Origin of the sequence: Photorhabdus australis DSM 17609, assembly GCF_000711895.1 — a bacterium.
GTDB classification, from domain to species: Bacteria; Pseudomonadota; Gammaproteobacteria; order Enterobacterales; family Enterobacteriaceae; genus Photorhabdus; species Photorhabdus australis.
This window is the reverse complement of record NZ_JONO01000024.1, coordinates 11,814-33,251: the sequence shown is the minus strand read 5'-3', so window position 1 is coordinate 33,251 and position 21,438 is coordinate 11,814. Positions and strand designations below refer to the sequence as shown.

Genomic DNA, 21,438 nt, shown 5'->3' with positions numbered 1-21,438 from the left:
GGGAAGGCCACGGACAAATCACAGATCGATTTGGCTACAGCCGAAGTTACGATCCCCTTCACCAAACACTTTAGACTCAACTTTGGTCAGGTAGTCCAGCCGGGTTAGCAACACTTGGAACTGATCCTCAAAGTCAGGGGCTTCGTTAGCCAGTACGTAGCGACAGTTATCAGGGAATGTCACCAGTTCTGGGCAATCGTCTCGCTGGAGCTTTAAGGCGCTATACCAAGCACCTGTAATCATCCCTCTCAGGTTGTCTTCCTGCTCGTAGTCCCCAAGGTGGTAGTACGCGTCTTTGTTGAAAAGCAGGCAAATGTGGTAATGGCACTTCCCTGATTTAGAATACTCCTTCGCCCAGATGATAAACAAAGGTCAGCAGTATATACGTTTACCTTCACGTTTCTTACGAATATGGCCAGCTTCCAGCTTGGCCCCGAGGGATTCACGCATCCTGGAAATGACCCCAGACTCCAGATTAGGGAAGCAACAGATATTGTCACCGTTATCAACTATTTTTGGATAGTGGAGATCTACACGTACAGCCGTTAGCCTGGGATAACGCTCAGTCAAGCGACATAGTAATCTATTAATCTTTACCCAATATTCCAGAACGTGTTCACCATGTGATCCTTCATAAGTTTTCATCTTATTATTCCTATGTGTTTAGTCCTACGGTATTTGCCAGACCCAATGGTTATTGCCACACAGGTAGGGCTATACTTTTACAGTGTTAGAGGTATATACTGGCATCAGATCTCATTATCCCCATATAGTAATGATCTGATGATTACTTGATTAGTAACACTATTCTTAGATGGTTATTAGACATACTAAGAATAGATAGCCATTATAATACCTTTCCAACATCTAAAATTAAGATAAAGTCAGCCCCAGGCTGTGATGGCTCTTTGAAAATTACTCTGCAATTAGCTTGTTGAATTAACCGATAATTCCGCTGTTCCAGTGACGTTTAACTGTCGATTTTTATGCGGTATTTACTACCCTCTTTCCTTCCTAAGGGGGTAGTGATATTCCTTGTCTTCAAAGCAGCCAGATTCATCCTTCTACATTCATTTTGAATCTTAGGAAGTAGTAACGTAAATGAGCTTTGTGATGAATCAGGCGGAAAGCCTTGTTCATTAAGGGCCGTACTGGCAATTGATCTCAGCCCATGCGAAACGAGCACTCCACCAAAACCTGCGCGTTTTAGAGATGCGTTAACGGTCTGACTATTCATTGGCTGGTTGGGTTTGATACGGCTGGGAAAGATAAATTCTCGGTTGCCGCTTAACGGCTTCATCATCTCCAGAACAGCCATTGCTTCATCTGACAATGGAACAGTATGGTCACGATTCATTTTCATCCGTGCAGCAGGAATCTTCCACTCTCGCGCTACCATGTCTACCTCTTCCCGACGAGCTTCAGCCGCTTCGGCAGGGCGAGTGACTGTAAGAAGCTGCCACATGAACAAACATCGTGTTGACTGACTAATGTTGGCCGTTCGCATCGTTTGCATCAACTGAGGCAACTGATCCGGGCGAATACTTGGCATGTTCTTCTTCTGCGGCTTTTCGAAGGCCTTGCCAATGTTGACACTGGGCACCGCATCAATCAGGCCTGTGTTTTGGGCATATATCATGACTTCATTGATACGTTGGCAAAGGCGACGAACTGTTTCCAGTGCTCCTCTGGCCTGAACCGGTTGGACGGCCTGAACCAGTGTATGAGCTTTAATATCTGTTACGCTGATATCACCAATCGCGGGAAAGACGTCTCTCTCAAGAGAGCGCCAGATATCTTCTGCGTAGTCCTCTGTGATGCTGGCTTTCTTCACATTCCACCAGCGTTCAGCCACGAGCTGGAAAGTATTGGTTTTAGCTTCAAGCGAACTGCGCAGTTGTTCTTGCTGATGCTACTGAGGATCGATTTGTTTCGCCAGGAGGGAACGAGACTCTGCTCGATAGTTTCTGGCATCGGCAAGGGTAACTGACGGGTAGGGGCCTATGCTCTTCTTCGCACGTTTCTTGGTGACAGGGCGAATGTAGCGAAACTGCCAGATTTTATTCCCGCTGGATTTGATCAGTAGCTCAAGGCCATCGCCATCATAGAGAACGTAGTACGCTTCCCTGGGTTTGGCGGATTCGATTTCTTTAACGGAATTGGCACGAATGATTGATATTATTCAATTATCCGAATTTGGCGAAATTGATCCTGATATTAGCTTTACATTCGAACCGTTGTATCAAATGAATGATGAACAAAAAGCCAGCATACGTAAGACCGATGCAGATACTGATTCAGTATTAATTGCTGCAAATGTGATTAGCACAGATGAAGCCCGCGAACGTCTAGCCAACGATGAAAACAGCCCGTATCACTCTCTGGAAATCAATGATGAAATCGACAAAGAAGACGACATCGAAGAAGAGGACAACACGGAAAACATCATCTGATCCCCTTCAAACACTCCGACAAATTAAACCTAATGCCGGTGTTCGTGTGTGGTACAGCAAGCAGTTATATAAGCTGGTGGATGAGATGAATAACTCAGTGATTTACTGGGTATCCGCCAACTATAAGAACGGCGGTGCAGCAATGGCAATGGATGTTAGCCCGGAGATGTTGATGCGTTCAGCAATGCGAAAATTAACCCGGCGTTGGCTAAAGCAGTTTGATGCTTTAGCTGACAAGCTGGCGAAAAAATTCGCGGCTTTATCAATGGATAACATGGATGCGTCGTTAAATCATGCGTTAGATGCGGCACATATTTCGATACCGTTCACGATGACGACAGAAATGAATAACGCGCTACAGACGGTCATTGGTGAGAATGTTGGGTTGATAAAAGTATTCCACGGCAATATTTATCCCAAGTTGAAACGCTAGTGATGCAATCAGTAGCAAGGGGGCGTGATCTTGGAACGTTGACAAAAGCCTTGCAAGAGCGTTACGACATTACTAAGCGCCGAGCAGCCCTGATTGCTCGTGACCAGAACAACAAAGCGACTTCTGTTATGCAATCTGCCCGGCAGCGCTCAATCGGTTTTAAGACGGGCATTTGGCGGCACAGTCATGCAGCAAAAAAATTTCGTCAATCACACTTGAAAGCGGATGGTAAAGAGTTCGATTTATCAAAAGGGCTTTATATTGACGGAAAATGGATCATGCCTGGTGAAGAAATCAATTGCGGGTGTGGTTGGCAGGTCGTCATTCCTAAACTAAGCAACTAATTAATCCGAGAAATATTATGAATCACGGTCTGGCGTTAGATCGGGCTTCTGTACGCTCATACGACAGAGACGGGCGTTTGCATGTTGCTGAAAGTCCTATCTCTAAGGCGACGGTATCATCGTATTACGGAAGAGAAATCCCGAACTGGCAAAGGTTAGGGCTTGATCCTAATCGTATGTACAAACTGTTGCGTGACCCTGGTGAATTAAAGAAGGGGGCTGCAACCTTCAATAACCTGCCGTTATTGAAAAAACACATTCCCGTCACGGCGGCTAAACCTTCAACAGAATTGATTGTCGGTACAACGGGATCAGATTCCATGTTCGATGGTACATACCTGAAAAACAGCCTAGCAATTTGGGATGTTGAATCCATAGCGGGTATTGAATCGGATGAACAAAAAGAATTGTCAGCGGCGTATCACTACGTCGCTGATATGACCCCCGGCACGTATGACGGCATTCATCATGATGGCGTTATGCGCGATATCGTCGGGAACCATGTCGCTCTTGTTGAAGAAGGGCGAGTCGGTGCAGATGTTGTTGTCTGCGATTCCCTCCCTCTGGAGTTAAAACACATGAAGTTAAATAAAAAAATGGTGGCTGTCGCTGTACGTGCGGCGCTGGGGGCATACTTGCAGCCGAAATTAGCATAAGATGCTGCACCAAAAGAAATTGCCTCATTACTGAAAGCGGGTGGTAGCGCGAAAAGTATAGCGGAAGCGGCGAAAAACAAATTCGGTACCCTTCTGGCTCAGGATATGGAAATCGACTCAGCGGAGCTTGCCTCAATCATTGAAGCTGTTGCTGATGATGCGGAGACACAGGAGCCTGCGGAGTTACCCGCGCAGGACGATGATATCTGTGCGCAAGTGCTTGAATTGCTGGCGGGTAAATTGCCAGAGGAAGACCTGGAAAAAATCCGGGCGTTAATTTCAGGCACTCCCGCGCAAGACGATGATCCCGATAATAAACCAGAACCAAAGGAAGAGGATAGCGTCAGTAAGCCCGCAATGGATGCTGCTATTCGTGCAGCTACTCGAAAGGCAGAAAAAGACACAGTGAATCGCATTAATGCTATTCGCATTGCTGAGGCTGAGGTTAAACCCCTCATCGGTGATGTAGTAGCAATGGATTCTGCTGACGAAATTTACAAGGTTGCGCTTGATGAGGTGGGTGTTGATACAACCGGTGTTCATCCGTCCGCTTATCGCTCTTTAGTGAAAATGCAGATCGGCATAGCAGAGTCAGCAAAACCTAAAGCCCGCCTAGCAATGGATTCTGCTGCTATAGATTCTTTTGAAAAACGTTTTCCCACCGCATCTAAATTAGTGAGGGTCTAACTATAGGTTTTCCGAACAAAATTAATCACTATCCAGCCCCCGGCATTGAGGGAGCATTTGCCAGCACTAACCCTAACGCCACTTTGTTAGCAGGGGATGGCACGCTGATTGCGGGTAACGATGGAGTAACTGTTGGGCGTTTTGCCTGGGTGATTGATGGTGTCGTTTCGAACAAGGGGGTGGGTGCCCCGTCTGGTTTTGTGGGGCGTGACGGACAAGCGTCTATCACTCTTTGGTTGGGAGAAGCATCCATGCTGATCCAACCCGGACGTGAAGTCACTTTATTTACTGCGGGTGATTTTACGGTACGAACAAGCACTCCAGCAAAAGTTGGGGATAAGATTTACGCATCCTTAAAAACGGGTGAGGTGCAGGCCGCTGCAGCGGGAAAAACTATCACTGATTTTATCGAAACTAAATTCGTTGCCGGTACTGCTGCTGGTTCGGGTGAATTAGTCAAAATGGGGACCTGGAGCTAATGAAACGACACACAGATTTTCAATATATTGAAGGGGAATACGGCATTGTAGTACCACAGGCCGTCGATTACTTAAATCCCCAATATGTTCGTAACTATACGTTAGCTATGGATGCACAGCCAGCTATGGTGACCGTGAGTAACGCCGGTGTTCCTGCGTATCTGACTAACTATCTCGATCCTGAGTTGGTTCGTGTGTTGGTCACGCCGATGAGAGCGGCTGAAATTATCGGTGAAAATAAAAAAGGTGACTGGACAACGCTGACAACCCAGTTCCCGGTTGAAGAATCAACGGGTGAAGTGAGCTCATACGGTGATCACAGCAATAACGGCATATCAGATGCTAACGTGAATTGGGTGGAACGCCAGAGCTATCATTTCCAAACATTTACTGTCTGGGGGGAGCGTGAGCTGGATATGTACGGTACGGCCCGTATCAATCGAGCAGCGCAACTTAACACCGCAAGCGCATTAACCCTAAACAAGTTTATGAACAAGTCTTATTTCTATGGTATTGCGGGGCTTAAAAACTATGGACTGTTGAATGATCCGGGATTAAGCGCACCGGTGGTACCGGCTGCAAACGGAAAATCCAATGGTACGACGTGGGAAACCAAAGACGGGCAGGCAATTTATGACGATATTTCCCAACGCCTATTTAAACAGCTTACAAAACAAACAGAAGGGTTGGTGGAACGAACAGAGCCATTGAAACTTTGCATGTCGCCAACAGCGGAAGTCAATCTGACAAAAACTAACCAGTACAACGTTAATGTTACCGAACAATTGAAAAAGAATTTTCCGAATCTGACGATTGAAACGGTGGTTGAATACAGTACGGAAGCGGGGGAACTGGTTCAATTGATTGCCGATACGCTTGATGGTGAAAAAACGGCTTATGCCTCATTTACTGAAAAAATGCGGGCACACGCGGTTGTTGTGAGCTCATCCAGTTTTAAACAAAAGAAATCAGCCGGTACGTGGGGTGCGATTATTCGTTATCCACACGCTATTGCACAAATGTTGGGGGTTTAAATGGTGACAGTCATTGTGGGGTGTAAATTGCCTCACGGGTTAACGATTGAAATTGATGGGAATAGCGTGACGCTAAACGGGATAAATTCATCAACAATTATTGGTGGTTATGGGCTGACATATGATGTTGATAAAGCGTTTTTTGACAAATATCTGGAGCTCTATGCAGATACGGAATTAGTCAAAAATGGGCTTATTTTTGCCCAGGAAAAACTCAAAGAGGCTCGGACGGAAGCTGAGGAAAAAGCCGGGTTAAAGAACGGGTTAGAGCCTATCAATCCCCAAAAACCGGGTAAGAATATCGAGCAACGAAAAGAAGAGGATTAAGCTAATGGGCTTTGTTGTCGTTTTTGATGTCGTGAAATTTCGCACTCGTTACCCGGAGTTTTCTTCTGTCAGTGATGTCCTGCTGGATACCTATTTTATTGAAGCAACACTCTATCTTAACAATACGGCCCAAAGCCCAGTTAGTGATCTTGAACAACGAATACTGTTGTTGAATATGCTTGTTGCTCATATTGCCGAACTTAATCGTTTATCTGTTAGCGGAACAGCGGCCAATCCGCTCGTGGGGCGAGTTAGCAGCGCAAGCGAGGGATCTGTTTCCGTTTCGGCTGATATGGGAGCTGTCAGTGAACGTGCTGCTTGGTTCTTGCAGACAAAATACGGGGCTATGTACTGGCAGACAACAGCACAATATAGAACTATGCGTTACATCCCCGGCAGCTCTCCCTCTCACTATCCGTCATATTACTATCCACGGACTCAATGGAGGCGCTAATGTCGAGCAGTATCAAGGGTGGTGATGCAGCAAAACGCTACTTAAAGCAATTAGCTAAAAAAGTGGGTGAAGGCAAAAAATTGCGGGCTGGTTTTTTCAAAGACGCGACTTATCCCGATAGCACTTCGGTAGCAATGGTGGCAATCAGTAACGAGATTGGCGATCCGAGGCGTAATAAACCGCCCCGTCCGTTTTTTCGTAACACTATCAACGAACATGCTAATGAATGGGGTGATGTGCTTGCACAGGGCCTGAGTGCTAACGATATGAATGGGGATGCAGCGTTACGGATGACCGGGGAAGTTATCAAGGGGCAAATTCAACAATCTATTCGTTCTTTCACTTCACCAGGCAATGCGGAATCAACTATAGCTAAAAAGGGATTTGACGCCCCGTTACGTGACACCAAACACATGCTGAACGGTGTTGATTATGTGGTTGATGAGGGGAACGAATGAACCTGCATAATATTGTATCTGGTGCTGTCGGGATTGTTAATCCTCATTCGCCTGGAGAGATACGGGTAAGTGCGGGCTATGATATTGCACCCAGTGGCAAGCAAATTCCGAAATACATCACAACACCCGTTACTGCACAAATTCAGCCACTGACTTTTACTGATCTACAACATACAAACGGTTTGAATATTCAGGGCATACTCAAAGCGGCTTATGTGAATGGCAATTTTAATGCCGTCAACCGCCCCAGGCAGCAAGGTGGCGATCTGCTGATGATTAATGGTGAAGAGTGGTTGATAGTGCAGATTTTGGAAGAGTGGCCGGATTGGTGCAAATTCGCTGTTACATTGCAGCGTGGGGAACAATAGTGGCAACGATAAGTGTAACGCAAGACGATATAACAACCGCATTACGCGGTTTTTTAATAGCCTTAATACCTAAGCGTAGCGTTATTTTGTCTCAGATAAACCGCTCACCGATGCCGGATGGCGATTTTATTGTTATGACACCATTGAACAGCACGGGTTTATCAACAAGTGTAGAGCTTTATAACACACCTATAGCAGCAGGTATGGGGGAAAGTCTAATCACTCGGACGACACGCTGGACATGTCAAATTGACTGCTACGGTCAGTTCGCTCATGAGGATGCTCACATTATTGCAACGACGGTGCGTACTGAACATGCAAGTGAGCTATTCAAGAGATCGGGTATCGATATGACACCGCTCTATGCCAGCGATCCGATCCAGACGACGATGATTAATGGTGAACAGCAATATGAGTCGCGTTGGACATTTGAATTTACTGCTCAAATCAACCCCATTGTGACAACAGAACAACTATTTTTCGACAGCATTACGCTGGACACTAAAACAGTGGAGTCTATTCATGGCAATTCCAATCAGTAAAGACGTGAGAATTAATCCGGGGGTGCTGTCGGCAGCGGGTAATGCTGTTGATCTCAATGGGTTATTACTGACAGATAATATATATGCACCTGTTGGTGCGGTGTTGTCGTTCTCGACTAAAGAGGATGTGGCGGCATACTTTGGCGGTGCATCGGAAGAATATAGCATGGCGGCTATTTATTTTTCAGGGTACGACAATTGTACAAAGACACCCGGCCAATTACTGTTTTCCCGATTTAATCGAGCGGCAGTATCGGCCTGGTTACGTTCAGGTTCTTTTAATGGGGTAGCTATTACCGATCTGCAAAAAATATCTGGTGCGTTGAAATTCAATATCAATGGCACAGCAATAAATGCCGCAATCAATTTGATGGGGTTAAATCCTTTGCGGATGCAGCAAAGAGCATTGAAACAGCGATTGGCAAGACAGTAACGGTTGTGTTCGATACCACCCGTAAGGCTTTCATTATCAATGTCGCCTCTGCCAGCATTAAACCGGAAGATACAAATATCACCTATGGTACTGGTGATGGGGCCGAGGCTCTTAAGTTCACTGGCGCACTAGGGGCAACGGTTTCTCAGGGGGCTACAGTGTCGGCGGTTCCTGATCTATTCGCTGTGATTAAAACGCAGTCTCAGCAATGGGCAGGTTTTACGACGGTATTTGAATGTACAGATGAACAGCATCTTGCATTATCAGCGTGGGCTAGTAGTCAGGCATATCGCTATTTCTATGTTGCCTGGACAACAAGCGGCACGGCAAAAGTAAAAGGCAGCCTGGAAACTATCGCCCATAAAATTATCGGCATTAATAGCTACGGTAGTGTCGTTCCTGTTTTCTGCTCTGATAATATGAAACCGGCAGCAGTATTGGGTTATGCGGCGGTGCTGGATTTTGAGCGAACGGAGGGGCGTGTTCCGTTTAAATTCAGAGAATTGAACGGCCTCAGTCCTGATGTGATCGATTCTGATGTTTATGATGCACTGATTGCTAATGGATATAACTTCTATGGCAATTATGCCGCCAATAACATCACCGAAAATTATTGGGCTGATGGCACAATAACCGGTGATTTTAAGTGGTTAGATTCCTTCTGTGGTCAAATCTGGCTGAATGCGAACTTGCAAGGCGCGGTTATTGCCTTGTTCAAATCCAATAAGACTGTTCCTTATAACACGGCCGGCCGTGCGCTGGTAGAAGCCTCAATGAGTGATGTTATCCAGCGGTTTAAGTTGTGGGGCGGTATCCGATCAGGCGTAACATTATCGGCTGCACAAAAGCTGGAAATTATTAACGCCGTGGGATCTGATGTTTCAACGTCAATAATCGCGAAGGGTTATTACTTGTCTATTGGGAAAATGTCTGCCTCTATGCGTGCAAATCGCACCAGCCCAAGCTGTACACTGTGGTATTGCGACGGAGGCAGTATTCAGAAATTCGAAATGGCATCTACGGAGGTTCAATAATGTCAGACACAATCACTTCTGCTGATGCAGTCATTACCCTGACAGTCACTAATTTGTATCCGTCTGGTGTGCAATTACAGGGATTTGCCGCAGACAACATTTTCGAAACTGAGGCGTTAGATTTGGCTGAAACTGTGCGTGGGGCGGACGGTAAACTGTCAGCGGGTTTTATCTACGGCAATATCAATCAGACGATTCATATTATGCCTGATTCGGAAAGTCGCACCATTTTTGATACCTGGGCGACGACATCACGTACTAGTGTCGCTGTGTTCAGATGTAATGCGACGGTTATTCTTCCGGCTATCGGGCGTAAATATACATTAGTGAACGGCGTTCTGAAGCAATGGAAAACCATGCCGGACGCAGGAAAGGTTTTACAAGCGGCGCAGGCCGTCATTGAGTGGGAATCAATAACAGGTGAGGCATATAGCTAATGGCACGTAAAGAAACCTTCATCACTATGAATGATGATAATCGCGACAAAGGAAAGCTTTTTTACATTCAGGAAATGCCCGCTTCGCAGGCTGAATGGTGGGCTATTCGTGCGTTGATGGCAATGGGGAGAGAGGGGTTGGATATCCCTAATAATTTTCGGGATTTGGGCATGGCTGCATTAGCGGTGGTTGGATTGAAAGCAATTTCTCGCATTGCTCCTGATGAAGCCAGGCCACTACTTGATGAACTGATGGGTTGTGTGCAGATGGTTCCGAATCCGGCAGATAAAAAAATCAAACGCGAACTGATCGACAGTGACATTGAAGAAATTGTTACCCGGCTGAAATTACGTGCAGAGGTGCTTAAGTTACACGTGGATTTTTTCAAAACCGCCGACCAATCGTAATCCCGCCGCGCTATTCCAGCATCGCAAAGCCATTCGGTATCATCAGTTATACAAATGTCCCAGGTACAATAGCGACCGTTATCTCATCAGGAAAAGCAACGCTCTATGAACTGGATACAGTTTATGGAGTGGAGGACCTTTGGCAATTAATAGAGATTATTCAGGTCGATAATCACAATGCTTACGTTTTACAGCAGGGTAAAAACTGATGGCAAACATTATAGATGAACTTGTTATAACGCTGGGACTGGACGCGGCTGAATTTAGTGCAGGTGAAACCGCGGTGATTGCCGGGATCGGTGGACTGACTCAGGTTATGCAAAAACTGGTTGATTCGTTTAATGATGGCGAAAATAAAACCAGAAAATCATTAGACAAAACCGGTAAGAAAACCGAAAAAGTGGCAAAAGAAATGGAGGCGGCAGGAAAGAAAGCTTCCTCTTTTTTTTCCAGCATAAAGAGTCAGATCTTGGCTTTGGCGGGTGTCACGGTCTCACTCGGTGGACTGAAAAGTTTTGTAACCAGCTTTACCGGTAATCTCAATCAGTTAAGTACTGCTGCTAATGCGTTCGGCATGTCGGCTAGAGCGCTTGATGGCTGGACAAAAGCAGGTCAAGCATTCGGGGTCAGTGCAAATGAGATTGTGGGGGCATTTTCACGCATTAATGATGCTAAAGCCCGGCTAAAATCAGGTGTTGCGCTTGATCCGGCTCTTGAGACGCTGTTAAAAACGGCATCACAAGCGGGTGTGGATATTGATATTGCCTCAGAAAGCACCGAATCCATCATTCGTAAGCTGACTGGTGTTTTTCCCAGGCTTAATAAAGATCAACAGCAAGCTTACGGTGGTGAGCTTGGGTTCGGGTACGCCGCGCAACAGTGGTTCTCATCCGGTCACGCACTCAAAGATGTGGATAAATTTACAGCCAGTTCGGGTGCGGATGATAAATCTGTTGCCGTCGCGCGTCGTTTTCGTGAACAGTGGACAGAGATAAGCCAGAGTTTTGAGAAAACAGGCTACATTCTGTTTAATGCCCTTTTACCATATATCAATGATTTCAATATCTGGCTAAAAAATTTAGCTGATTGGATGAATAAGCACCCAGAAGAGATTAAAAAAGCGGTCAGTGGTTTTCTCGATAAGATGAGTTTTATTATTTCAGTCGCTAATCAGGCCGCGGATGCGATAGGCGGTTGGGGTAATGTCATCATTGGTCTGATCGGGTTGAAGTTTGCGGGGTGGTTATGGGGAATTTATCGCATAGTTTCGTCCATGCTGAAAATGGGGAAAGGTAGCGGCGGATTGTCAGGCAAAGGGGCTATAGGGAAAGCCGGGATATACGGTGCTATCGGGTATGCGTTATATGATCCTGTGGAGTCAGTCTCGACTTCGATTGTTGGGCAAGAGACAAAGAATATACTGGATTCATATGGATTGTATCTGGCAAGCGACTGGACACCCTTTTTTAGTAAAAAAAAGCATGAAGCCTATCAGGCAAAACTGGATGGTAAAGTCTCTCAGCCAGATACGACCGTAATCAAGAAGGTCAAAGAGGAAGAAAAACGCAGTGAAAACGACCGTATTATTCGGGCCGAGGATGAACGACAGCAGTGGTTGGAATACAGCAATAATTGGTTAAAAACTGCGTTAGATAAGCTGACCGATTCAATTAATAAACTGATTGATTCGCTCGTTCCTCAAGTTGTAGCCGCTGAAATGTCACCGAACACTACCGGCATGAAATTACTGGGTTGGCTATCACCAAAATTAGCACAACTTGAGCAGCAGTTCGGGTTACCGGTGGGGTTGTTACGTAGTGTTGCCATGACGGAATCGGGAGGCAATCAGTATGCTGTGTCTAAAGCAGGTGCCAAAGGCTTATTCCAGTTTATGCTAGGTACAGCCAAACATTTTGGGTTAATGGATGATGATGTTTTTGATCCGGTAAAATCTTCGGAAGCCGCGGCAAAATATTTATCTCAGCTAATGAGAATGTTTGACGGAGATTTGAGTAAAGCACTGGCGGCTTATAACTGGGGACAGAGAAATGTCATGCGGAAAGGATTGGGCGCTGCGCCAAAAGAAACCCGCGATTATATCCCAAAGTATTGGCGAATATGCCACAACTGGGGGCTCATGTGGCCGCTCAGCGTTATTCGAATACGGTAAACAACCGCACCTCCTCTGTTTCTGAGAGTTATCACATCGGAACTATTCAAGTCAGCTCTAACGCTAAAAACGTAAAAGGCGTGGTTGACGATGCCCGGCAGAAAATAGGCGGATCAACGCTGGCAACAAGCTATTCAACGGGGGTAACCGGATAATGGCATTTTCTCTCAATCAAACAACGGTACTTAGTGCGTTCCGTAGCGGCAACCTGCTATCTGCTGTTAATAGTATGATATCTCCTGGATATGGTATTTATTATGCATCCGGGCAGAGAGTTGGTGATAAGCCGTTTACGCCCACCTCGTTCATTGCGATAGAAGTCACACGAGAGGCGTCAATCACTACGGCGCCGATAGAAAAAAGCGGCTACACATCGTACAACAAAGTGCAGCGGCCCGGTGAAGTTCATGTGACATTTTCGTTTGAGGGGTGGACCGGTTTTTCTGGTTCCGTGCCTAACTTAACAAACCTCACCCTGACTTCCCGTTCTGATGTTCTTGAAGCGTTAGATAAGATGGTATCCAGTGCTGAAATTTACGACATTGAAACACCGGATACTACGTACACAAGTTATGATTTGATTAAGTACGATTTTCGAATAAGGCAGGATAACGGTGTTACCTTACTGATTGTGACCGCAGTTTTCCAGGCTGTACAAGACATTGCCGAAGTGAAAATGAGTAGCGATGTTGCTGACAAGTCGAATACAACAAAGAATGAGACAGCGAAAGGCCCAAGCAAAAATACCGAACAATCAACAGGTTCAACAAAACACGCCACATTATCTGATGTCAAAAAGGCCCTGACCGGATTGAAAAAATCCGTTTCCAGTGCTGCAACGCAAGTTGCTGATAAAGTTTCATCCAGTTTCAAGCGTGCAACAGAGACGATTACCGGTCCATTAAATGATTCTGTATTGAGTGCCACCAACCATCTTAATGATGCAGTAGAGGAATTATCGAGGAAATTAACGTGATTGAAATAGCGATCAGGGCGGTTAAGGCTCAGGAGTTCACTGTGACCTTGAATGAGCAGTCATGCATGATACGCCTCAATCAACGTGGCACAGGTTTATATATGGATTTAACCGTCAATGATAAACCTGTGCTACAGGGAGTTGTGTGCCTCAACTGCAATAAAATTGTCCGTTACAGTTATTTACGGTTCCAGGGTGAACTGTTTTTTGCTGATCTGGATGGTTTATCTGATCCCCATTGGGAGGAGCTAGGGCAACGCTACAAATTATATTACCTTTTTCCAGGAGAGGTGACTCAGTGACGTACAAACAACACAATATCAAAGTTGAATTTCAGCTAGTTGACGGCAAGACATTTGATGATAGCGGTAACAATATACTGACTATCGAAAATGCACGCGCTTATGTCAACATGGCGGCGTGGGGCGGCATATCAGGGACACAAATAACATTACAAATCTGGGGTTTAACAACCAGCCAAATGGCAACGTTGAGCTATCGCGGGATCTGGATTGGTAGTGAGAAATTCAACTTAATGCGTGTATGGGTGGATAGTCATGCCATATTTGAGGGTTTTATTAGTGACGCCTATGCCGATTTTAATCAGTTACCTGATACCCCCTTAACGATAACAGCCAGCATGATGTTTGGCCTAAGAGCAAAGGAAGTTGAACCGTTCACTGCATCGGGAGATGTGGATATTGTCGATATTATTACTGCAATGGCTAAAAAAGCGGATCTAACGGTTGAAAATTATGGTGCCACAGGTGTTATCTCAAATCCTCATTATACAGGAAACGTTGTTAATCAAATCCAACAGGCGGCAAATGCGCTAGATATAGACACTGACTTTGGGATTGATAAAGTGGCCATTTGGCCTCATGGTCAACCGAAAGTTGAAAAACTGCTGTTTACGTCTCCAGAATATGGGCTAATTGGCTATCCCATATTTACTAGCGTGGGAATAACAGCAACTACTCTTTTCAGTAATGAAATTATTTTAGGTCGTAAGATACAAATAGAAACCTCTTTGCCGAACGCTAGCGGCACTTATCTGATAACAGGGGCGGAACACTATCTTACCTCCTGGCTTGATGGTGGTCAGTGGCATACATCTTTTAGTGGCACTCCAGTGAAAACAGAGGATAAAAACAATGGCGAAGCTGACAACAAAACCAACGGACATAAACAGTGAAGCGAATGCTTTTGATTTTGTTATGAGGCAATTTCTCAGTCAGCATGTTTTTATCACTTTGGGCCTTATTATTAAATCGAACGGGAAAACCGTAGATGTAAAGCCGATGGTACATAATATGACAGGAACAGGGAGAAAAATCGAGAATGGAATAATCTATACTGTTCCAGTACTTCGCCTTCAGCGTGGTAACAGTGCTGTCATTATGAACCCGGTTGTGGGAGATATTGGACTAATCGTTATTTGTGATCGTGATATTAGCAGCGTCAGAGCAACAAAAGCACCGGCATTGCCCGGTTCAAAAAGAACACACAATTATTCAGATGCAATTTATCTGGGGGGTGTTTTAAACGCAGAGCCACAACAATATATTGAATTTGCAGATAATCAGATAAATATTGTTTCACCGAATAAAATTAACGTAGTCGCTCCGACAATGGAAATAACTTCATCAAATTCAATCACAATGAACTCACCATCTATTATATTAAATGGTGCGGTTATTCAAGGTAGTGGTGGTAACGGTGGAAATGCAACATTTGGTGGAACCGTAACAGCGAAGGGTGAAATTACAGGAAATGGGATTAAACTTTCATCACATATGCATGGTGGTGTAGAATCTGGTGGTTCAAAAACCAACAGTCCAGAGTAAAAATATGTGTAGAAATCTAACATCAAATATTATTGTCGCGGGAGTTTTGTTTGCCTGCGTGTTTAGCTCCGGGGCAAAAAACAGTGACATTTCTCGGCAAGAAAAGATATCCGCTATGTGTATGTCCCAGTCTATATTACAGCAGTATGCCGCGAATGCAGGGCTTAACTCTATATAGATCCGTCCACCCCCGCAGAAGAGGTCCTGTTACAAACAGGAAGCTACTCGACTGAAAGCCCGGTATATAAAGCTCAAAAGGAAGATGCTGTAAATCAAGGAAAAAAATTGATGCTAAACGAGAAACAAGTAATGAATGTTATTCGGTATTACTATGAGAACCGTGATGAAGCAATGTTGTTGCAGGGGGAAGAGGTTTCATCCGATTTTCAGCAGCTATGTATCGTTAATCCAAAGCGTTATCTTCCTAGCTACAACATGTTAAAAGCAGCGGGAAAAATATAGAATCGAACGGTTCAAAAACCTATAAACCCCCAATCGTGCTGGTGGATAAAGTCATCTTCGGCTTACAGTGCAATATTGTTGCGTATTTTCATCAGACGTATGACACTCATGACAAAATGATGTCAATGTGATTCTATTTTTCTAAATCTTGCTTTTAACGTGTCGTTATTTTCTGGAATAAGGCTTACATAGGTAGCTAATTGTCATTTACTGCATGGTTGTAAGGTTAAGAATAGTGGTTTAATATGGTACATAGTGACACATTATGACTGTTTGTGACTCACTATAACAAACTATTTGATAAGGCAGAACGTCATGAATCTATCACTAAGGAGTTGTTTAGCAGTAGTTTTATTTGGAGGAGTGCTGTCGGTTCCTTCATTCTCTGCTGGTTATGTGGATTCGAGGGACGGTTGTAGTATGCTTAGCTTTAAAGTAGGTGAAACTATCTGTAGTCTGGATGATTTGAAAGCTCAATATCAAGAAAGAAGAGAGATTGTTGATTCATTAGCTAATGAAATTAGCCAATACTATTTAAATCTCCTAAGCCTTGATGAAAGTCAAGTTCGTGGTATTATGCTTCAAAACGATATAGAAATTAATAAGGCTTGCGAAACCACAATAAGAGGGTTTGAGCAAGGACTCAAAGCTATGTTGAAGCAAGATCGACCTGATGAAGAAAAACAAGAAATGAGGATGTATCTGAGATCTATAGCAAAGGCCAGATTTGAGATAACTCGTCTTAATGATTTTTCTCGTCAATTATTTACTTTGCCTAAGATTTATAAAAGCGATATAAATAAAGCTGCTCTATCAGAATTGGCTGCCTATACAACCAAAAAGGTTGAGTCTGGGAATTTTTCATTTACTGGGTGATAAATGGAACAAGTGGATGTATCAATAAATGAGTATACAAGGAAAGATTTTTTTGATGACGTCTTCCTAAAACATCTAGATCTTGAACAGGCTATTTTGCAAGATTTTAAACACTATAAAGAAACCGGTGAAGTCCCTGATTATTTTGGTAGGGATGTTGCTTACACTCAGCCAGAAGCAGCATATAAATCATGTATGATGCATATTCATCTTTGTTTTCCGCCTGATTCATTCCCTACAAATAGGGTTCAGTATTATAGAACGTGTAAATCAAATAGCCCAGAAAATGATGCTTGTCTAGTATATGTTCAAGGTCTCTTGGAAGAAAACAAATATTCCTTATTGGCGATAATGTATCCTGATGCTCATGGAAAAGCTAGAAATCCCAAGATAATGAGTTATCTGGCAAGAATAGCTCAGAATTTCAGAGATAATAACTAAACCCCGTCCAGTACGGGTTTTTTCATATCTGGCCGCTTAATTGCGGTTTTTTTATTTCTATAGGGTTCGAAAATGCAAACTCGTTCATTTCTTCTTGATACCGAGTCATGGGATTTAACTCTCAACGACTCCGGAAATATCGCCATTACTGATAATCCCTATTCTGTAGCGCAGGATGTCGCTTGTGCCTGTAGTACATATCTGGGTGAGTGCTGGTATGACACAACATTGGGTATTCCTTATTACCAGCGAATTTTGGGACATTGGCCGGGAACTCAGCTAATCAATAGCAAAATGCAACAAGAAGCAGTGAAGTTACCTTATGTTCAATCTGCCATTTGTAAAGTTATAAACGGGAACGAAAGAACTATTGCGGGCACGATGACAATAACGGACATGAATAATCAATCAACGGTGGTAAATTTCTGATGACTAACTCTGTAGTACTGACAACAAGTGTTCCAGGTGTAACCTTTACAAAGACGGGTCTAACTGTGCCCGATGAGGTTGATATTTTAAATGGGCGGCTAAATGATTTGGCTACAGCAATGGGTGGTGCAATGAGTACGAGCTTAACAACACCGCAAGGTCAAATAGCCATGAGTGATGCGGCTATCATTGCTGACAAGAACGATCAGTTACTTGCTATTGTCAATCAAATTAACCCGGATTATGCAACCGGACGTTTTCAAGATGCTATCGGACGAATTTATTTTTTAGATCGAATTCCAGCATCGGGAACAACGGTAACAGCAACATGCACTGGGTTAGTTAATACTGTTATTCCAATTGGTAGTATTGCTCAAGATAAAAAAGGGTATCTTTATCATTCAATAACAGAGGCTAAGATCCCTGATAGCGGCTCTGTTGATGTTATTTTCCAAAACTCAACAACAGGGCCGTTAGCATGCCAAATTGATGACTTGAACACGATTTATAGCTCGGTGCCTGGTTGGTCCGGTATCAGTAATGCGAGTGCTGGCGTACCTGGCATAGATGAGGAAACCCGCGCTAATTTTGAGTATCGTCGTAAACAATCTGTTGCTAAAAATGCGACAAACTCATTACATGCCATTTATGCCGCAGTATTAGAAATAAATGGCGTGGCAGACGCATACGTTATTTCAAATGATACATCGGTAGTAAAAACGGTCGGGGTATCAAAATACAGAATGGTGCCGAACTCTATTTATAGTGCTGTGTATGGGGGAAAGACTGAGGATGTCGCTAGAGTAATCTGGAAGAAAAAGCCTCCAGGTATTCCTACGAACGGAAATACAACTCACACAATTGTGGATGATGAAAACTATGTTCAGCCTTATCCCGAATATGAAATTAACTATGTGATACCAGAGCCCATTCGTGTCTATGTTGACGTCTCACTTGCTAATAGCGATTACCTTCCTGCTGATATTGAAACACAGGTTAAGTCAGCTATAGCGCAAGCATTTAACGGAGAAGACGGTGGAACCCGAGCAAGAATAGCATCTACATTATTTGCTGGTAGATATTATTCAGGCGTTTATAACATAGATACATCGAGTGTTGATATTTACAATATTACGCTTAGCCGTGACGGTATTACTTATTCAACATCAATTAGTTTTGGTATTGATGAAATCCCAACGCTTGACGTTGATAATATATCTGTGAAATTAGTAGGTTCATAAATGGAAAATGTGGGAGCAACTATTCTTGCTCAGTATGCCGCTAGTCCAAAACTCAACTCACTTATTCGAAGCTTCAATGCCGCTGTTTCCTCTGCTGAATTTATTAATACATTTTACGATCTGATTTGGAACATTGACACAGCAAATACTTACGGACTGGATGTGTGGGGAAAAATAGTGAATGTCAGCAGGCGGCTTACTGTTAATGAAAATGTAAAATATATAGGTTTTGGTGAAGCTTTACTGAATGTTCCGACAACGACAGATCCAAATCCATTTGACCAAGCACCATTTTATTCCGGGGAGTCAAAAACAAAAACTATTGAGCTATCAGATCAGATGTACCGAAAGCTAATTATGATGAAAGCCATGTCAAATATATCTGACTGCACTATACCAAACATCAACAGAATGCTTGTTTATATGTTTAGCGATAGCGGACGTGCATATATCACTGATGATGGAAATATGAAGATGAGTTATGTATTTGAATTTCAGCTATCAACAGCAGAATTAGCAATTGTTCAAACATCGGGAGCACTGCCTTACCCGGTTGGTGTCAGTGTCGCAATCGTTCAAAGGATACCAACAAATGAAATCAACTGAAAAACCCACTCTTATTACGGTTCCGTTCGCAAAAGATGGTAACTATAACGAAATTGCAACAAAATCTACTGAAAGCAGTCTGGCGAAAGGTATCGCTACGTATCAGAGCGGTTTTCCCCCGTTAACGATGACTGCAATATCTGCTGGTGGAGTTCCCCCATCTGGCAAGGATATGAACGGGATATTGAATGATATTACTACCGCAATACGTTATTCAATGTCTGGTGGTTTGTATTCATATAATGCTGACTTTAGTGCTGCCATTGATGGTTATCCTAAAGGAGCCATTGTTGCCAGTTCTGATGGAAGTAAAATTTGGTGGAATGGGGTAGAAGATAACAATACAGATCCGGATAGTACATCAGTTTCCGGTTGGAAAAATCTACTAGCAGATCCTAATGGGTTATTTCTACAGAAAGCTAATAACTTATCTGATATTAATAACAAAGCGACAGCGCGTAATAATTTGGGACTGGGAGAGATTGCAACTCAAGATTTTATTCCTGACGCCACACTCATAGAAAAAGGTATCACCCAACTTACAGACAAGACAGGTAACAGTAATACCCTTGCAGCAACTCAGAAATTTGTTTCTGATGTGAATGATAATGCCAATAATAAGCTCGCTAAAAATCAAAATGGTGCTGACATCTTCAATAAAACTGAATTTGTAAAAAATATCGGTTTGTCGGAAACGGTGGAGTTGGCTAAAGGGGCGGTGCCGAATAGCCGGAAAATTAACGGGAAGCCGTTGACCGGGGATATTAGTTTGAATGCTGGGGATGTGGGAAGTTATGCTAAATCTGAGAGCGATAATACTTTCTTACGCATTTCTAGCAATAAAACTGCAACCGTTGGCAGTTTACTGATTGACAGTAAAACTCCTTTTCCTAAATTGCGTTTCAAATCGAAAGATGGATATATATTGGGAATTAACGGTTCTGAAGGGAAATTGTTGCATATCTATTCTGACGATCCCAAGAATCAGCGGCGTTACAATATATTAACGCCTGAGAGAAGTGGTACTCTTGCATTACAAAATACAGCTATAAAATCCGAAAATGGCTGGTGGCAATGTGGAGATACGGGGGTAATTATTCAATGGGTTAAAGTCCCATCAGCTCAACAATCATGGATAAAGATAAATTATCCAATTTCTTTTAAAAATAAGCTTTTTGGCTATATTGCAAGTATGTCGAGTATCAATACATCAACTGGCCACACATTAGTACGTAATGCAACACTATCGACATTTGAATATCAAGCAGGTACTCCTAACAATGATGAGAATCCAGGCAAAGTTGTACATATATTATTTTGGGGGGTACAAATGGTCTATTTCTCCAGAAAAGAATGTGTTTTTTATAATGAAGCTCATGAAGAATGTGTTGAAATAACAGCAGAAAAACACAATGAATTACTTGACGGTCAATCACGCGGTTTTGCTATCGTCAGTGATAAAGAGGGTTATCCAATTCTTACAGAACAAGCACAGTCTGTTTATCACAAGTGGGATAGTGAAAAGTGGATAATATCAGAAAGTGATAAAATAAAGCTCAGACGGGAACAGCAGCAACAAGCAGAACATAAGAAACAGCAACTTATGCTCACTGTAAGTAAACAGATCGCTCCGTTACAAGATGCTGTAGATTTGGAGATGTCGAGTGATGAGGAAAAATCGCTGTTAGCAGAGTTAAAAAAATATAGAGTATTATTGAACCGCGTTGATGTTAATTTAGCGTCAGATATTAACTGGCCCGAAAAACCCTTAGAATAATGGAATCAGGGCCAATTGAATCGACCCCCAATAGTTAGATAAGTCTAATCAAATATGGCTTTTTTGC

General features: G+C 43.4%; 24 protein-coding genes and 5 pseudogenes. 27 read left to right on the top strand and 2 right to left on the bottom strand.

Annotated elements, in window-relative coordinates:
* Positions 1-18: 18 nt before the first annotated feature.
* Both BO26_RS08050 and BO26_RS08045 read right to left on the bottom strand, forming a co-directional pair.
* A pseudogene (locus tag BO26_RS08050) lies at positions 19-645 on the bottom strand (inovirus Gp2 family protein).
* Between the two features lie 325 nt (positions 646-970).
* Positions 971-2,182: pseudogene (locus BO26_RS08045) on the bottom strand (integrase domain-containing protein).
* Here BO26_RS08045 and BO26_RS08040 point away from each other — a divergent pair.
* From BO26_RS08040 to BO26_RS23940, 27 genes and pseudogenes are all read left to right on the top strand, one after another.
* Positions 2,133-2,453: an anti-CBASS protein Acb1 family protein gene (locus tag BO26_RS08040; protein WP_477707016.1), complete on the top strand. Its 321-nt coding sequence runs from the start codon at positions 2,133-2,135 to the stop codon at positions 2,451-2,453. The pseudogene BO26_RS08045 and the gene BO26_RS08040 sit on opposite strands and share 50 nt — an antisense overlap.
* Before the next feature lie 85 nt (positions 2,454-2,538).
* Positions 2,539-3,230, top strand: a pseudogene (locus tag BO26_RS08035) (phage head morphogenesis protein).
* Between the two features lie 17 nt (positions 3,231-3,247).
* Positions 3,248-3,838, top strand: a pseudogene (locus BO26_RS24625) (DUF2213 domain-containing protein); the annotation flags it as partial.
* Between the two features lie 153 nt (positions 3,839-3,991).
* Positions 3,992-4,573, top strand: coding sequence for a hypothetical protein (locus BO26_RS24620; RefSeq protein ID WP_420864693.1), 582 nt, complete (start codon positions 3,992-3,994; stop codon positions 4,571-4,573).
* Between the two features lie 2 nt (positions 4,574-4,575).
* Positions 4,576-5,052, top strand: a complete 477-nt coding sequence (locus tag BO26_RS08025; protein WP_036770765.1) for a structural cement protein Gp24 — start codon at positions 4,576-4,578, stop codon at positions 5,050-5,052.
* Positions 5,052-6,086: a major capsid family protein gene (locus BO26_RS08020; RefSeq protein WP_036770764.1), complete on the top strand. Its 1,035-nt coding sequence runs from the start codon at positions 5,052-5,054 to the stop codon at positions 6,084-6,086. Before BO26_RS08025 ends, BO26_RS08020 begins: the two co-directional genes overlap by 1 nt.
* Positions 6,087-6,413 (top strand): hypothetical protein, encoded by a 327-nt coding sequence (locus tag BO26_RS08015; protein WP_036770763.1) that lies wholly within the window; start codon positions 6,087-6,089, stop codon positions 6,411-6,413.
* 4 nt (positions 6,414-6,417) lie between these two features.
* Complete coding sequence (locus BO26_RS08010; protein ID WP_036770762.1) at positions 6,418-6,867, top strand: DUF4054 domain-containing protein; 450 nt, start codon at positions 6,418-6,420, stop codon at positions 6,865-6,867.
* On the top strand, positions 6,867-7,325 hold the full coding sequence (locus tag BO26_RS08005; RefSeq protein WP_051690910.1) for a hypothetical protein: 459 nt from the start codon (positions 6,867-6,869) through the stop codon (positions 7,323-7,325). Before BO26_RS08010 ends, BO26_RS08005 begins: the two co-directional genes overlap by 1 nt.
* Complete coding sequence (locus BO26_RS08000) at positions 7,322-7,693, top strand: hypothetical protein (protein ID WP_036770761.1); 372 nt, start codon at positions 7,322-7,324, stop codon at positions 7,691-7,693. Before BO26_RS08005 ends, BO26_RS08000 begins: the two co-directional genes overlap by 4 nt.
* On the top strand, positions 7,693-8,235 hold the full coding sequence (locus BO26_RS07995; protein ID WP_081861869.1) for a phage neck terminator protein: 543 nt from the start codon (positions 7,693-7,695) through the stop codon (positions 8,233-8,235). Before BO26_RS08000 ends, BO26_RS07995 begins: the two co-directional genes overlap by 1 nt.
* Positions 8,216-9,702, top strand: a pseudogene (locus tag BO26_RS07990) (DUF3383 domain-containing protein). Before BO26_RS07995 ends, BO26_RS07990 begins: the two are co-directional and overlap by 20 nt.
* Positions 9,702-10,139, top strand: a complete 438-nt coding sequence (locus tag BO26_RS07985) for a phage tail fiber protein (RefSeq protein WP_036770760.1) — start codon at positions 9,702-9,704, stop codon at positions 10,137-10,139. Before BO26_RS07990 ends, BO26_RS07985 begins: the two are co-directional and overlap by 1 nt.
* Positions 10,139-10,546 (top strand): hypothetical protein, encoded by a 408-nt coding sequence (locus BO26_RS07980; RefSeq protein ID WP_036770758.1) that lies wholly within the window; start codon positions 10,139-10,141, stop codon positions 10,544-10,546. Before BO26_RS07985 ends, BO26_RS07980 begins: the two co-directional genes overlap by 1 nt.
* A 208-nt stretch (positions 10,547-10,754) precedes the next feature.
* On the top strand, positions 10,755-12,716 hold the full coding sequence (locus BO26_RS07975) for a lytic transglycosylase domain-containing protein (RefSeq protein WP_051690909.1): 1,962 nt from the start codon (positions 10,755-10,757) through the stop codon (positions 12,714-12,716).
* The gene (locus tag BO26_RS23945; RefSeq protein ID WP_477707015.1) at positions 12,665-12,871 is read left to right on the top strand and encodes a hypothetical protein; all 207 of its coding nucleotides are present in this window, start codon (positions 12,665-12,667) and stop codon (positions 12,869-12,871) included. Before BO26_RS07975 ends, BO26_RS23945 begins: the two co-directional genes overlap by 52 nt.
* Complete coding sequence (locus tag BO26_RS07970) at positions 12,871-13,692, top strand: phage baseplate protein (RefSeq protein WP_036770757.1); 822 nt, start codon at positions 12,871-12,873, stop codon at positions 13,690-13,692. The genes BO26_RS23945 and BO26_RS07970 overlap by 1 nt, the downstream gene beginning before the upstream one ends.
* Entirely contained in the window at positions 13,689-13,994 is a 306-nt protein-coding gene (locus BO26_RS07965; RefSeq protein ID WP_036770756.1) for a phage baseplate plug family protein, read from the top strand. Before BO26_RS07970 ends, BO26_RS07965 begins: the two co-directional genes overlap by 4 nt.
* Positions 13,991-14,887, top strand: a complete 897-nt coding sequence (locus tag BO26_RS07960; RefSeq protein ID WP_036770755.1) for a baseplate hub protein — start codon at positions 13,991-13,993, stop codon at positions 14,885-14,887. The genes BO26_RS07965 and BO26_RS07960 overlap by 4 nt, the downstream gene beginning before the upstream one ends.
* Positions 14,847-15,539, top strand: a complete 693-nt coding sequence (locus BO26_RS07955) for a Gp138 family membrane-puncturing spike protein (RefSeq protein ID WP_036770753.1) — start codon at positions 14,847-14,849, stop codon at positions 15,537-15,539. The genes BO26_RS07960 and BO26_RS07955 overlap by 41 nt, the downstream gene beginning before the upstream one ends.
* A gap of 288 nt (positions 15,540-15,827) precedes the next feature.
* Positions 15,828-16,001 carry a hypothetical protein gene (locus tag BO26_RS23430; RefSeq protein ID WP_157835533.1) on the top strand — a complete coding sequence of 58 codons (174 nt, stop codon included), beginning with the start codon at positions 15,828-15,830 and terminating at the stop codon, positions 15,999-16,001.
* A 315-nt stretch (positions 16,002-16,316) separates the two neighbouring features.
* Positions 16,317-16,877 (top strand): hypothetical protein, encoded by a 561-nt coding sequence (locus BO26_RS07950; protein ID WP_128575530.1) that lies wholly within the window; start codon positions 16,317-16,319, stop codon positions 16,875-16,877.
* Between the two features lie 3 nt (positions 16,878-16,880).
* The gene (locus BO26_RS07945) at positions 16,881-17,318 is read left to right on the top strand and encodes a type II toxin-antitoxin system YafO family toxin (RefSeq protein ID WP_036770752.1); all 438 of its coding nucleotides are present in this window, start codon (positions 16,881-16,883) and stop codon (positions 17,316-17,318) included.
* A gap of 72 nt (positions 17,319-17,390) precedes the next feature.
* Complete coding sequence (locus BO26_RS07940) at positions 17,391-17,747, top strand: contractile injection system sheath initiator (protein ID WP_036770751.1); 357 nt, start codon at positions 17,391-17,393, stop codon at positions 17,745-17,747.
* The gene (locus BO26_RS07935) at positions 17,747-18,988 is read left to right on the top strand and encodes a baseplate J/gp47 family protein (protein WP_036770750.1); all 1,242 of its coding nucleotides are present in this window, start codon (positions 17,747-17,749) and stop codon (positions 18,986-18,988) included. Before BO26_RS07940 ends, BO26_RS07935 begins: the two co-directional genes overlap by 1 nt.
* Positions 18,989-19,594, top strand: coding sequence for a DUF2612 domain-containing protein (locus tag BO26_RS07930; protein ID WP_036770749.1), 606 nt, complete (start codon positions 18,989-18,991; stop codon positions 19,592-19,594). It abuts the gene before it with no gap.
* Positions 19,581-21,371, top strand: a complete 1,791-nt coding sequence (locus BO26_RS23940) for a tail fiber assembly protein (RefSeq protein WP_236637392.1) — start codon at positions 19,581-19,583, stop codon at positions 21,369-21,371. Before BO26_RS07930 ends, BO26_RS23940 begins: the two co-directional genes overlap by 14 nt.
* Positions 21,372-21,438 lie beyond the last annotated feature (67 nt).